Origin of the sequence: Cupriavidus phytohabitans, assembly GCF_017815025.1 — a bacterium.
In the GTDB taxonomy this organism is placed as follows: Bacteria; Pseudomonadota; Gammaproteobacteria; order Burkholderiales; family Burkholderiaceae; genus Cupriavidus.
Genome location: NZ_JAGIQB010000084.1, coordinates 1 through 13,417, shown reverse-complemented (window position 1 = coordinate 13,417; position 13,417 = coordinate 1). Strand labels below are relative to the sequence as shown.

General features: G+C 65.9%; 11 protein-coding genes. 10 read left to right on the top strand and 1 reads right to left on the bottom strand.

Translation table 11 applies throughout. The annotated features are described in order from the left end of the window. Window positions 1-145 precede the first annotated feature (145 nt). From J8I34_RS31500 to pdeM, 7 genes are all read left to right on the top strand, one after another. Window positions 146-1,123, top strand: a complete 978-nt coding sequence (locus J8I34_RS31500) for a diiron oxygenase (protein WP_209808119.1) — start codon at window positions 146-148, stop codon at window positions 1,121-1,123. Between the two features lie 21 nt (window positions 1,124-1,144). Further along, on the top strand, window positions 1,145-2,350 hold the full coding sequence (locus tag J8I34_RS31495; RefSeq protein WP_029044924.1) for an MFS transporter: 1,206 nt from the start codon (window positions 1,145-1,147) through the stop codon (window positions 2,348-2,350). After that, complete coding sequence (locus J8I34_RS31490; protein ID WP_029044923.1) at window positions 2,334-2,819, top strand: GNAT family N-acetyltransferase; 486 nt, start codon at window positions 2,334-2,336, stop codon at window positions 2,817-2,819. The genes J8I34_RS31495 and J8I34_RS31490 overlap by 17 nt, the downstream gene beginning before the upstream one ends. A 157-nt stretch (window positions 2,820-2,976) precedes the next feature. Next, on the top strand, window positions 2,977-4,083 hold the full coding sequence (locus J8I34_RS31485) for a ligase-associated DNA damage response exonuclease (RefSeq protein ID WP_051320298.1): 1,107 nt from the start codon (window positions 2,977-2,979) through the stop codon (window positions 4,081-4,083). Further along, a complete protein-coding gene (locus J8I34_RS31480; protein ID WP_209808117.1) occupies window positions 4,080-5,762 on the top strand; it encodes an ATP-dependent DNA ligase in 1,683 nt (560 codons plus the stop codon). Before J8I34_RS31485 ends, J8I34_RS31480 begins: the two co-directional genes overlap by 4 nt. Beyond that, entirely contained in the window at window positions 5,759-8,446 is a 2,688-nt protein-coding gene (locus J8I34_RS31475) for a ligase-associated DNA damage response DEXH box helicase (RefSeq protein ID WP_209808115.1), read from the top strand. Before J8I34_RS31480 ends, J8I34_RS31475 begins: the two co-directional genes overlap by 4 nt. After that, entirely contained in the window at window positions 8,443-9,162 is a 720-nt protein-coding gene (gene pdeM, locus J8I34_RS31470) for a ligase-associated DNA damage response endonuclease PdeM (RefSeq protein WP_209808113.1), read from the top strand. Before J8I34_RS31475 ends, pdeM begins: the two co-directional genes overlap by 4 nt. Here the strand turns inward: pdeM and J8I34_RS31465 are convergent. Further along, complete coding sequence (locus tag J8I34_RS31465) at window positions 9,147-9,917, bottom strand: SDR family NAD(P)-dependent oxidoreductase (RefSeq protein WP_209808111.1); 771 nt, start codon at window positions 9,915-9,917, stop codon at window positions 9,147-9,149. The genes pdeM and J8I34_RS31465 overlap by 16 nt on opposite strands. Before the next feature lie 296 nt (window positions 9,918-10,213). On the opposite strand from J8I34_RS31465, the gene tauA reads away from it, so the two are divergent. The 3 genes from tauA to J8I34_RS31450 are packed head-to-tail and all read left to right on the top strand — an operon-like array spanning window position 10,214 to window position 12,916. After that, window positions 10,214-11,212 (top strand): taurine ABC transporter substrate-binding protein, encoded by a 999-nt coding sequence (tauA, locus tag J8I34_RS31460; protein ID WP_209808109.1) that lies wholly within the window; start codon window positions 10,214-10,216, stop codon window positions 11,210-11,212. A 41-nt stretch (window positions 11,213-11,253) separates the two neighbouring features. Then, window positions 11,254-12,030, top strand: coding sequence for a taurine ABC transporter ATP-binding protein (locus J8I34_RS31455; RefSeq protein WP_029044916.1), 777 nt, complete (start codon window positions 11,254-11,256; stop codon window positions 12,028-12,030). 10 nt (window positions 12,031-12,040) lie between these two features. Then, the gene (locus J8I34_RS31450) at window positions 12,041-12,916 is read left to right on the top strand and encodes an ABC transporter permease subunit (protein ID WP_209808108.1); all 876 of its coding nucleotides are present in this window, start codon (window positions 12,041-12,043) and stop codon (window positions 12,914-12,916) included. Window positions 12,917-13,417: the final 501 nt, after the last annotated feature.

The following is a 13,417-nucleotide window of genomic DNA, read 5'->3' as shown; positions in this document are numbered from 1 at the left end:
CAGCGAACTATGGACGCCGCGCTCACCATTCAAGCACTGCGGGAAGAGTCATGACTTCTGTATAAGGAAATGGGCTATAGCGACGGCGAGGACATCGACACCGCGAGCCGCGAGATCCTTACCGAATACTCGATGACAAACGCTCATGAAACCTGAAATCGTCTCAGCGACCATCGACGGCTTCGTTACAACCGATATCCAGGAGAGGGGATATTTCTCCAATTGGAATGACGATTCGGTGGTGCGCACAAGACCCTATCGATACACCTGCGAATCAACCGACAAGGACGACCCCGCATCCGGCGACTGGTTCTTTCCTTCCGCCTTGACTTTCCTGTCGCACCCGCTATTAGCAGGGCTTCCGCAAGGACAAGTACAGGAAATTCTGGCCAGAAATCTGATCACATTTCTTGAATACACCACCCTGCTTGAGCATAGGATAGTCAATAAATCGGTCCAGTTTATTGCTCAGAACTGCCTGCCGGTCTCTATCCCGCACGGCATGCGCATGGATGCCTTACGGGTTTATACCGATGAAGGATATCATGCGATCATGTCAGCCGATGTGGCGAATCAGGTTTCCAGGATTTACGGAATAGCCCAAGAGAACCGGCAATTCAGCCGCATCGCGCGTCTTGAAGCCATGGCTGAGACCTTCCAGCTTCCAACACTTGGATGGTTCCTTATCGGCTTCGTTTCGGAGACTGCGATCACAACGGAGTTTACGAAGATGGGGCGCACGTCGCTCGTGCCAGGTGTCCACAACATGCTGATGGATCATCTGTCCGACGAGTGGAAACATAGCCGATATTTCACTGGCATGTTTTCGTATTTGTGGCCTCGTCTAACTGAATCAGAGCGGGACTTTTGCGCCACGCAACTGCCAAGCATTATTCATGAATGTTTTCGCCTGGACGGAAGTTTGCTTGAACGCGATTTTTGCGAGATGGGGATCGACAGCAACATAGCGCGAATAATCTCTGAAGAGCGAGGTAAGGAATCAGAACATCGGCTAAGAGCCCGAACTGGTGCCGTTGCGACATTGCATGCATTGAAAAGTTGCTCGTTCTTCAACGATCCTCGCTATGTCGCAACTTTCACCAGATACGGCCTTATCGATTGAGATGGATAACAGGAGTCAGCGATGTCCGGTACAGCCAAACCAAAAATGCATCTGCTCTTGCTACTCGGCATGCTCATCCTTCTTAGCGCGATACCACTGGATGTCATGCTACCGTCGTTCCCAGCTTTGGCGGATCATTTCGACACTGAAACAAGCGATATAGCATTGTCCATCAGCATTTTCGCGATAGGCTTTTCGGTTTTTCAACTTTTTGTCGGCCCACTATCCGACCGATTCGGCCGAAAAAGATTGCTTCTGACTGGCATATTCTTCGCCCTGCTGGGTGCAATCGGCTGCATTTTCGCCCCCAGCTACAGCGCCTTCCTCGCCTGTCGGATCATTCAATCACTCGGCTGCGCCTCCTTCGTCCTCGCCCAAGCCATCGTTCAAGACGCGTTCAAAGGAACCGACGGCGTGAGAGCCAGGATCCTCACAACGACATTGTCCGGATTGTTCATCGCCTGCTCCCCTCTACTAGGATCTGTATTGCAGTCTGCCTTCGGCTGGCAGGGGAGCTTTATCTTGTTCGCCGCCATCTCTCTGATCATACTTTTTCAGACCCATTTCAAGTTCGACGAAAGCTCCACAAGCACGCCAGGCGGCGTGGGGTTCTACGCCGGCGCCTACCTGAGAATTTTTCGAAACCGCGACTTTATTGGCCACTCTGCAATTGGCGCATTAGCATTTTCATGCCACCTCGCATTTATTATAATTTCGCCGGCAGTATTCCTGGTAGAGCTAAAAATGGACCACTATCGTTATTCGATGATATTGCTCCTTTACGGACTGGCCTATCTTCTTGGTGGATCACTAGCATCATACGCCGCGAAGAAAATCGGCACCCACCAACAGATCAGACTCGGACTGCTGCTGATGACAACGGCGGGACTCCTCATGATGGCGATGTTCCACTATCAATGCAGAACCTCAATGACGGTGCTGCTGCCAATGCTCGTCTGTACGGCAGGAACCGTGCTTATCCGTCCGGCCGCCGCCACGGAAGCCATGAATCTGTTCGACGAAATCGCGGGTACCGCCGCAGCCGCAGGCAGCACTATCAGGTTCGCGGCGGCGGGTGTCATCAGCGCCGCGATCAATGCGATCGGCAAGAATACAACGCTTAATCTGTGCTGGGCACTGATTTTTTGCAGCTTCGCCAGCATCCTTCTTTTTTCTTTTCTCCGCGCGCCTGGCCCAAGCAGAAGCTTCGATGCGAAACCATCTTGACGAGATGATCACACTTCGCGCACTTACCGAAGCGGAATTTGATAATTTCTCCAGGCGCTCAATTTCCGAGTATGCCGAGAACATGATAGAAAGCCATGAGTGGGACCGCAGCACCGCACTGGCCAATGCCACCATGATGTTTAATAAAACATTGCCACAAGGGTTGCGCACACCAACCCATCAGTTCTTTTCAATCCGTCCGGTGGACATGGAGTATGCCGTCGGCAATATATGGATCCGCATCGACATTCACGATAGATCGGCGTTCATCCTTGACATATTTGTTGAACCTGAATATCGGGGGCGAGGCTACGCAAGCCGTGCAATCCCAAAAATCGAGCACTATGCCAGGAAGCTTGGGGCGGCGACAATTCGACTCCACGTATTTGGGCCTAACCATGCCGCTCAAAGGCTTTATAACAAGCTTGGATTTACAGTCAGCCACGCAACCATGGTAAAAGGGCTCTAGTTCTGCTCCTTGCTTCACTTACCTGTAAGACCGCCACCGACACCCATACCAGCCCCCACCTTCTCCACCCCGCCCCGCCTCCGCAGTATGATGCCCACGTCTCCCTCTGCGGGAGCATCGCGGCCACGCCCCGGCCGCAGTGCATCAGGAGGCACGCTTGGACCCGATCCGGCAGCTACCATCCGAGTCCGCCCGCCCTGGCGACCTGGTCGTCGCCCGGCCTGAAGGCTTGTATTGCCCGCCCGGCGACTTCTACATCGATCCGTGGCGCCCGGTCGACCGCGCCGTCATCACCCACGCCCATTCCGATCACGCGCGCTTCGGGCACGCGCACTACCTGTGCGCGGCACCGGGATGCGGCGTGCTGCTGGCGCGGCTGCCCGGGATCCACCTGAACACGCTGCGCTACGGCGAACGCATCACGCACCACGGCGTCACGCTGAGCCTGCATCCGGCCGGACACGTGCTCGGTTCCGCGCAGGTGCGGCTGGAGCACAGCGGGCAGGTCTGGGTGGCCTCGGGCGACTACAAGCTGGAGGCCGATGGCACCTGCGACCCGTTCGAGCCGGTGCGCTGCGACACCTTTATCACCGAAAGCACGTTCGGGCTGCCGATCTACCGGTGGCCGCCGCAGGCCACGCTGATGGCCGAGATCTTCGACTGGTGGCAGGCCAATGCCCGTGCCGGGCGCGCCAGCGTCGTCTACGCCTATACCTTCGGCAAGGCCCAGCGCATCCTGCACGGGGTGCTGCGGCATGCCGGCGCCGATAGCATGCCGGGGCCGGTGATCGTGCACGGCGCGCTGACGCAGCTCAACGCCGCCTATGCCGAGGCCGGCGTGGCCCTGCCGCCGATGGCGCTGGTCTCCGAGCTGCCCGCGCGCAGCCCGCTGCTGCGCCAGGCGCTGGTGGTGGCGCCACCGTCGGCGCAGCGTTCGCCGTGGCTGCGGCGTTTCGGCGATGCCTCGGACGCCTTCGCCAGCGGCTGGATGCAGCTGCGTGGCACGCGCCGCCGGCGCGGCGTCGACCGTGGCTTTGCGTTGTCCGACCATGCCGACTGGCCGGGGCTGCTGCAGGCCATCGGCGCCACCGGCGCGGGCCGCATTATCGTGACCCATGGCAACGTGCCGGTGATGGTGCGATATCTGAGCGAACGCGGCTGGCAGGCACAGGCCTTCGACACCGAGTATGGCGACGACGATGAAGCCGCGCGCCCGGACCCCGCAGCATCCGCCGAAGCGGGCCGGGAAGAGGCCGCGCCATGAAGGCCTTTGCCGACCTCTATGCCGCGCTGGACGGCACCACGTCGACCAAGGCCCGGCTGGCCGCGCTGGTCGATTACCTGCGCACCGCGCCGCCTGAGGACGCCGCCTGGGCCGTCTATTTCCTGGCGGGCGGCAAGCCCCGCCAGATCGTGCCGGTGTCGCTGCTGCGCGGCCTGGCGCGGCAGGCCGCCGACCTGCCCGACTGGCTCTTCGAGGAGAGCTACCAGGCCATCGGCGATCTCGCCGAAACCATCGCGCTGCTGCTGCCAGACCCGCAGGACGCCGACCACGCCGGCCTGGCCGAATGGGTCGAGCAGCGCCTGCTGCCGCTGCGCGGGCTGGCGCCGGAAGCGCTGATGCCGCGCCTCGACGCGCTGTGGCGCCCGCTCGACGCGCACGGCCGGCTGGTGCTGTTCAAGCTGATCACCGGCGCCTTCCGCGTGGGCGTGTCGCGCCTGCTGGTAACGCGCGCGCTGGGCGAGGTGGCCGGTATCGACCCCAAGCGCTTGGCCGAGCGCATGGTTGGCTACACCGATCTGTCGGCGCGGCCCGACGCGGCCCGCTTCCTGGCCCTGCTGGCGCCCGAGGACGAAGATGACCGTGCCCTGCGCGCCGGCGGCCAGCCGTATCCGTTCTTCCTGGCCCACCCGTTGCAGGCCCCGCTGGAACAGTTCGACACCGTGCTGGGCGCGCCCGGCGCGTGGCTGGTCGAGTGGAAGTGGGACGGCATCCGCGCGCAGCTGGTGCGGCGCGGCGGCCAGACCTGGCTGTGGTCGCGCGGCGAGGAACTGATCACCGAGCGCTTCCCGGAACTGCAGCAGGCCGCCGCGCCGCTGCCGGACGGCACCGTGCTCGACGGCGAGATCGTGATCTGGCAGGACAGCCGCGTGCAGCCGTTCGCACTGCTGCAGCAACGCATCGGCCGCAAGACACTGAGCGCGAAGCTGCTGCGCGACGCGCCGGCGATCCTGATGACGTATGACCTGCTCGAATGGCAAGGCGAAGACTGGCGCACCCGGCCGCAGGCGGAGCGCCGTGCGCGGCTGGAGCAGGTGGTCGCTAGCTATATCCATCCCGCGCTGGAGCTGAGCCCGCTGGTCGACGGCGACAGCTGGGAGCACTACGCGCGCCTGCGCGACGCCTCGCGCGACCTTGGCGTGGAAGGCTTCATGCTCAAGGCCGCGGATGCGGCCTATGGCGCCGGCCGCACCAAGGACGTGGGCGTCTGGTGGAAATGGAAGATCGACCCCTATTCGGTCGATGCGGTGCTGATCTACGCGCAGCGCGGACATGGCCGCCGCGCCAGCCTCTATACCGACTTCACCTTCGCGGTATGGAACGCGCCGCAGGGTACGCCGGGCCGCACGCTCGTGCCGTTCGCCAAGGCCTATTCCGGGCTGACCGACCAGGAGATGCGCGCGGTCGATGCCATCATCCGCCGCACCACCGTCGAGAAATTCGGCCCGGTGCGCAGCGTCGAGCCCACGCAGGTGTTCGAACTCGGCTTCGAGGGCATTGCCCGCAGCGGCCGCCACAAGAGCGGCATCGCGGTGCGCTTCCCGCGCATGCTGCGCTGGCGCACCGACAAGCCCATCGACGAAGCCGACACCCTGGCCACGCTGGAAGCCATGCTGCCTGGCGCTCAGGGAGCGACGCCGTTACAGGAGGATGCGGCATGACCCCGCCGCGTGCAGCGCGCAAGCCGGCGGAGGACACCGCCGCCGAGCCGCTCACCGTCGCGCAGGGCCTGCAGGCGCTGTTCGATGCGCGCGGCTGGCAACCGTTCGCGTTCCAGCGCGAAGTCTGGACCGCCATCGCGCGCGGCCAGAGCGGCCTGCTGCATGCCACCACCGGCACCGGCAAGACCTATGCGGCATGGCTGGGCGCGCTGATGGCATTCGGCACGCTGCGCGCCGCGCCGTCGCACGATAAACCGGCGCCGCCGCTGACGGTGCTGTGGCTGACGCCGATGCGCGCGCTCGCCGCCGACACCACGCGCGCGCTGCAGGCGCCGCTGGCGGAACTCGATCTCGACTGGACCGTGGCGCTGCGCACCGGCGACACCGGCAGCGCCGAGCGCGCCGCGCAACAGCGCCGCCTGCCGACCGCGCTGGTGACCACGCCGGAAAGCCTGACGCTGATGCTGACCCGCGCCGACGCGCAGGAAACCCTGCGGCGCGTGCGCATGGTGGTGGTCGACGAATGGCACGAGCTGATCGGCAACAAGCGCGGCGTGCAGGCGCAGCTGGCGCTGGCGCGGCTGCGGCAATGGCAGCCGGCGCTGATGGTGTGGGGCCTGTCGGCCACGCTCGGCAACCTGCCGCATGCCGCCGACGTGCTGCTGTCCGGCGTGCCGCAAGACCAGCGCGTGCTGGTGCACGGCCACACGCCCAAGACGCTCATCATCGACACGCTGCTGCCGGGCAATGCCAGCCGCTTTCCGTTCGCCGGCCACCTGGGCCTGTCGATGCTGCCGCACGTGGTCGAGGAACTCGGGCACAGCGGCACCACGCTGGTCTTTCTCAATACCCGCTCGCAGGCCGAGCTGTGGTACCAGGCGCTGCTCGATGCGCGCCCCGACTGGGCCGGCCAGATCGCGCTGCACCACGGCTCGCTCGACCGCGCGGTGCGCGAGTGGGTGGAACTGAGCCTGAAGAACGGCGAGCTGCGCGCGGTGGTCTGCACTTCCAGCCTGGATCTCGGCGTCGACTTCCTGCCGGTCGAGCGCGTGCTGCAGGTCGGCTCGCCCAAGGGCGTGGCGCGTCTGCTGCAGCGTGCCGGGCGCTCCGGCCACGCGCCGGGCCGTGCGTCGCGCGTGACGGTGGTGCCCACGCACAGCCTGGAGCTGGTGGAAGCGGTGGCCGCACGGCACGCGGTGCAGGCGGGCCGGATCGAGGCGCGCGAGTCGCCCGACAAGCCGCTCGACGTGCTGGTGCAGCACCTGGTGACGGTAGCGCTGGGCGGCGGCTTCCGGCCCGAGGCGCTGCTGGCCGAGGTGCGCGGCGCCTGGGCCTACCGTGAGCTGACTGACGCCGAATGGCAATGGTGCCTGGACTTCGTGCGCCAGGGCGGCGCCACGCTGTCGGCCTATCCCGACTTCCGTCGCGCCATACCCGACGAGGAAGGCGTCTGGCGCGTGCCCGACGTGGGGCTGGCGCGGCGCCACCGCATGAGCGTGGGCACCATCGTCAGCGACGCCACCATGCAGGTGCGCTACTGGAGCCGCGCCGGCAGCGGCGGTGCCTCGCTGGGATCGGTCGAGGAAGGCTTTATCGCGCGGCTGGCGCCGGGCGACTGCTTCCTGTTCGGCGGCCGCCTGCTGGAACTGGTGCGCGTGCAGGAGATGACCGCCTACGTGCGCCGCGCCACCGGCAGGCGCCCGGTGGTGCCGCGCTGGAACGGCGGCAAGATGCCGATGTCGACCGAGCTGGCCGAAGCGGTGATCGACATGCTCGAAGCCGCTGCCGCGGGCCGGCTCGATGCGCGCACCACGCCCGAACTGCCGCTGATCCAGCCGCTGGTGGACCTGCAGGCGCAGTGGTCGGCACTGCCCACGCGCCAGACCCTGCTGGCCGAGTCGCTGCACTCGCGCGAGGGCTGGCACCTGTTCCTCTACCCCTTCGCGGGCCGCTCGGTCCACCTTGGCCTGGGCAGCCTGCTGGCGTGGCGGCTGGGGCAGAAGGTGCCGGCGACGTTCTCCGTCGCCGTCAACGACTACGGGCTGGAACTGCTGGCCTCGGCGCCGCTGGACTGGGGCCACTGGCTGCCGCAGGTGCTGGCCGAGGAGCGCCGGCGCGACCTGGCCGCCGACGTGCTCGGCAGCCTCAACGCGGGCGAGCTGTCGCTGCGGCGCTTCCGCGAGATCGCGCGCGTGGCGGGCCTGATTTTCCAGGGCTATCCGGGCGCGCCCAAGAGCGCGCGGCAGCTGCAGGCGTCGTCGAGCCTGTTCTACGAGGTGTTCCGCAAGCATGATCCCGGCAACCTGCTGCTCGGCCAGGCGGAGCGCGAAGTGCTGATGCAGGAGCTGGACGCGCACCGGCTGGCCGCAACCCTCGAGCGGCTGGCCGCGCTCAGGCTCGACCTGCACGAACTGAAGCGGCCCACGCCGCTGTCGTTCCCGCTGGTGGTGGAATTCCTGCGCGAGAAGCTCAGCACCGAGAAGCTGGCCGACCGCATCGCGCGCATGCTGGCCGAGCTGGAACTGGCGGCGGGTCCCGAGCCCGGTGAAGCCGCCGGCATGCAGGCCGAAGCAGTGGCCGAGGCAGCGCGCTTCGGCATGGCCGACCATGCCGGCCCGTCCGCCCGCACGCCGCGCAAGCCCCGCCGCGCGCGCAAGCCCTCCAGACCCCTGCCGCTGCTATGACACCGGAAGCCGGCACCCTGCAGGCCAATGGCGCCTGCGCCATTCAGGTGGCGGGAGAAACGCTGTGGCTCCTGCCTGAGCAGGCGGCCTGGTGGCCCGCTGCCGGCATGCTGATGGTGGCAGACGTGCATTTCGGCAAGGCCGCTGCATTCCGCGCGCTCGGGCAGCCGGTGCCGCACGGCACCACCGGCGACAACCTCGGCCTGCTGACGCAGCTGACGCGGCAGTTGCCGGTCGCGGAACTGGTCTTCCTGGGCGACTTCCTGCACGCGCGCGCGGCGCGCACGCCGGCGGTGCTGGCGGCGCTGGACGGCTGGCGCCGCAGCCTGCCGCCGCAGGTGCGCTGCACGCTGGTGCGCGGCAACCACGATGCGCGCGCCGGCGACCCGCCCGATTCGCTGCAGATACGCGTGGTGACGGAACCCGCCGTGGCGAGCCCGTTCGCGCTATGCCATTTGCCCGGCGCGTCCCCACTGGGCTACGTGATGGCGGGCCACCTGCATCCGGCCTGCCGCTTGCGCGGCGCCGGCGCCGACAGCCTGCGCCTGCCCTGCTTCCTGTTCGGCCCGCGCGGCGCCATCCTGCCCGCCTTCGGCGCCTTCACCGGCCACGCCACGGTGCGGCCGCAGCCGGACGAACGCGTCTACGTGGTCGGCGGCGGCCGCGTCTGGCCGGTTGGCCGAGCGCCTCGGAACAGCGCTCAGAACAGGGTATAGCCGCCGTCGATGACGAAGGTGTCGCCGGTGTGGTAGGCCGACGCCGGGCTCATCAGGTAGACCGCAATACCCGCGAAATCGCTGCCCTCGCCCCAGCGGCGCATCGGCACGCGCTTGTGCACCATCTCCTGGAAGGCATCGTTGGCCTGCGCCGCGCCGGTCATCTCGGTCTTGATCCAGCCCGGCAGGATCGAATGCGCGCGGATGCCCTTGCGCGCATATTCGACGGCCAGGCCGCGCATCATCGAGATCACGCCGCCCTTGGTGGCGGCATAGTGCTCGGTGCGCGGCGCGCCTTCGATGGCCGCGACCGACGCGGTGCTGCACAGCACGCCCCCCTCGCCCTGCACCAGCATCTGCCGCACCGCGGCACGCAGCGTGAAAAAGGCGCCATCCAGGTTGACGCGCATGGTCTTGCGCCAGACCTCCGCCGTCATCGCATCGAACGGCCCCTTGTTGCCGCCAATGCCGGCGTTGGCGAAGCAGCCGTCGATCCGGCCCAGCGCCGCCACCGTACGTTGCATTGCGGCATCGACCGCCTGCTCGTCGCCCACGTCGCACACCTCGGTGTGCACCCGGCGGCCATGCTGCGCCAGCCGGTCGGCGGCGGCAGCATTCTTGTCCGCATTGGTGCCCCAGATGGCGATATCCGCGCCGGCCGCGGCCAGGCCCTCGGCAATGCCCAGCCCGATGCCGCCGTTGCCGCCGGTCACCAGGGCCACTTTTCCTGTCAGGTCGAAGGGGTGCTTGCTCATGTCTGTCTCCTCGGATGGGTGGGTCGCTGCCTCGACCGGACATTGTTGACCCATCACGGCGCAAAGCTCGTCGTCGGATCCGATGAGTTTGGATGCGTGCGGGCGCACTTTCAGCCCGCTAAGGATTTCCATGATTGACGCTTGCCCTTGACACCGCTCCGCCCGGCCTGTCGCCATTTCCAGCCCCGCGACGGGGCTGGTCCCAGCGAATCCGGCCAACTGGTCCTATAGCGCCGGATCGGCGCTCACCTATAAAGCCGAGACCTTCAACCCCTTTCCTTTCGAGGAGCAGAACCATGCGGTGGATCAAGCGACTTGCGACGTATTTCGCCCTGGCAGCAGCACTGGTGCCAGCCGCCCACGCGCAGAGCAAGGATGTAGTGATTGCTTACCAGGACATGGTGGTGCCCTGGCGTTATGCGCAAGACATGAAGGAGCTGGAGAAGCAGACCGGCTACAAGGTCTCGTTCCGCCAGTTCGGCGGCGGCGGCGACGTGATCCGCGCGATGGCGTCGGGCCAGATCGCCATCGGCGAGGCGGGCACATCGCCGATCGCTTCGGCGCTGTCGCAAGGGCTCGACGTGGAGCTGTTCTGGATCCTGGACGACATCAACGCGGCCGAGGCCATGGTCGCGCGCAACGGCAGCAAGATCGCGAGCATCGCCGACCTGAAAGGCAAGCGCGTCGGCGTGCCGTTCGTGTCGACCACGCACTACCACACGCTGGTCGCGCTGGAGCGCGCCAAGGTCAACCCCAAGGACGTGCGCATCGTCAACATGCGCCCGCCCGAGGTCGCGGCCGCGTGGGAGCGCGGCGACATCGACGCAACCTTTATCTGGGACCCGGTGCTGGCCAAGCTCAAGCAGTCGGGCACGGTACTGACGACCTCCGGCCAGATCGCCGCCGATACCGGCAAGGCGACCTTCGACGGGATGATCGCCAACAAGAAATTCGCGCGGGAAAACCCGGAGTTCATGGTCAAGCTGGTGCGCGTGCTGGCCGCCGCGGACGAGAACTACCGCAAGAACAAGGGGTCATGGACCGCCGATTCGCCGATGGTCAAGGCGGTGGCCAAGGTCTCCGGCGCCAAGGCCGAGACGGTGCCGGCGAGCATGGCACTGTATGCCTTCCCGACGCTGGAGGAGCAGCTCTCGGAGCGCTGGCTCGGTGGCGGCGCGGCGCGCGCGCTGCAATCGGCGGCGCAATTCCTGAAGGAGCAAGGGACCATCCAGACGGTGCTGCCGGACTACGGCAAGGGCGTCAATGCGGAATGGGCCAGGCGTGCGCTGCGGTAACGCGCGCTGTGTATGGAACGGCAAGAGCAGCGGAAATCGTCATGAACAAACTTGAAATCGATAACCTCAGCGTGAACTACGGCGCCGCCGGCGGCGCCCGCACGCTGGCCCTGTCGCAGGTCAACCTCACCATGGAGCGCGGCGATTTCGTCGTCGCGCTGGGCGCGTCGGGCTGCGGCAAGACTACGCTGCTGTCATGCATCGCCGGCTTCATGGAGCCCTCGGAAGGCGAAATCCGGCTGAACGGCAAGGCCGTGCGCGGGCCCGGTGCCGAGCGCGGCGTGGTGTTCCAGAAGCATGCGCTGATGCCGTGGCTGAGCGTGGCCGACAACGTGGCGCTGGGCCTGCGCCTGCGCGGCGTGCCGCGTGCCGAACGCCTGCGCATCGCGCGCGAAAAGCTGGCCGCGGTGGGGCTGGAGGCGGCGGCCGCCAAGCCCGTCTACCAGCTCTCCGGCGGCATGCAGCAGCGCGTGGGGATCGCGCGCGCGCTGGCCTGCGATCCGGCGGTGATGCTGATGGACGAACCGCTGGGTGCGCTCGACGCACTGACGCGCGAGTCGATCCAGGCGCTGATCCTCAGGCTGTGGGCGAAGGAGCAGAAGATCGTCTTCTTCATCACCCACAGCGTGGAAGAGGCGCTGTTCCTGGCGACGCGGCTGATCGTGATGACACCGTCGCCGGGCCGCATCGCGCATACCTATGAACTGCCCTTCGCGCGCCGCTTCATCGAGTGCGGCGATGCCCGCCAGGTCAAGTCCGACCCGGAGTTCATCCGCTACCGCGAAGAGATCGTCGACCTGATCCATGCCACCGCCTGAGGAATTCAAGATGCCCGCTTCCGTTCAACGCATCGAACCCGCGCCGCGCGCAGCGCCTGCCGCCGCGCCGGGGCCAAGCAAGCCGATGAAAGCCGTCTCGGGCTACCGCCTGCCCGGCGAGGGCTCGAGCTCGCGCATCTCCACCGTGACCGTGGTGGGCCTGCTCGTGCTGTGGTGGGTTGCCAGCCACCTGCGCTGGCTGCCGCCGCTGTTCCTGCCCACGCCGGAATCGATCGTCACCGCCTTCATCGATGCCTGGCAGGGCAACCTGCAAGGCGGCCAGCCGCTGACCGAGCATTTCACCGCGAGCATGGTGCGCGTGTTCGGCGCGTTCGGGCTGGCGGTGGTCACCGCGGTGCCGATCGGCGTGCTGATGGGCGTGTCGCGCATCGCGCGCGGCATCTTCGATCCGCCCATCGAGTTCTACCGTCCGCTGCCGCCGCTGGCCTACCTGCCGCTGATCGTGATCTGGTTCGGCATCGACGAGACCTCGAAGGTGCTGCTGATCTTCCTGGCGTGCTTCGCCCCGCTGGCGATGTCGGCGCAGGCTGGGGTGCGCTCGGTCACGATCGAGCAGATCAACGCCGCCTATTCGATGGGCGCCACGCCGTGGCAGGTGGTGCGGCATGTGGTGCTGCCCGCGGCGCTGCCCGACATCCTGACCGGCATGCGCATTGCGATCGGCTTCGGCTGGACCACGCTGGTGGCCGCGGAGATGGTGGCAGCGACGGCCGGGCTGGGGCAGATGGTGCTGAACGCTTCCAACTTCCTGCGTACCGACGTGGTGATCATGGGGATCGTGCTGATCGGGTTGATTGCCTATGTGTTTGATCTGCTGATGCGCAAGATGGCGAAGTGGCTGGTGCCCTGGAAGGGGAGGATGTGAGGTCAGAACCGCGCGTGTTGTCTTTCTGTCGCCGGGTATGGGGAGAGACCAAAGCACGTTTGTACGTGCCGACTTGCTCCCCTAACCGAGGCGTCGTTCCCGCGAATACCTGTGGTGGTCAACCTAAAGGGCACGTGGGCGGGGACCCAGTGACTTTTCGTCTCCCGCAGAGGGGACTTTAAAGACGCTGGGTTGCTCGCTGTCGCTCACCCTTCGGGCCGTCCTCCGGACGTCCAAAGTGCAGCCGCGCATTGTCCCGCCCATGTGCCCTTTAGGTATTCGCGGGAGGGATGGTGCCATTTGATTTTTGGTTCATCGCCGATGGCGGAGAAGCAGTGGTCGTCCCAAAACGACCCTTCTCAGTCATTCAGCCCAGCAGGCTGATGGCTGGAAAGAGTTCCACAGAAGCCGTTCGTTTTAGCCTTAAGGATGGTCTGAACAACCTGCCGTAGCCGAAGGCCACGGCGTGCTCAGCACGCATTGATTTCACAGGATGAGACG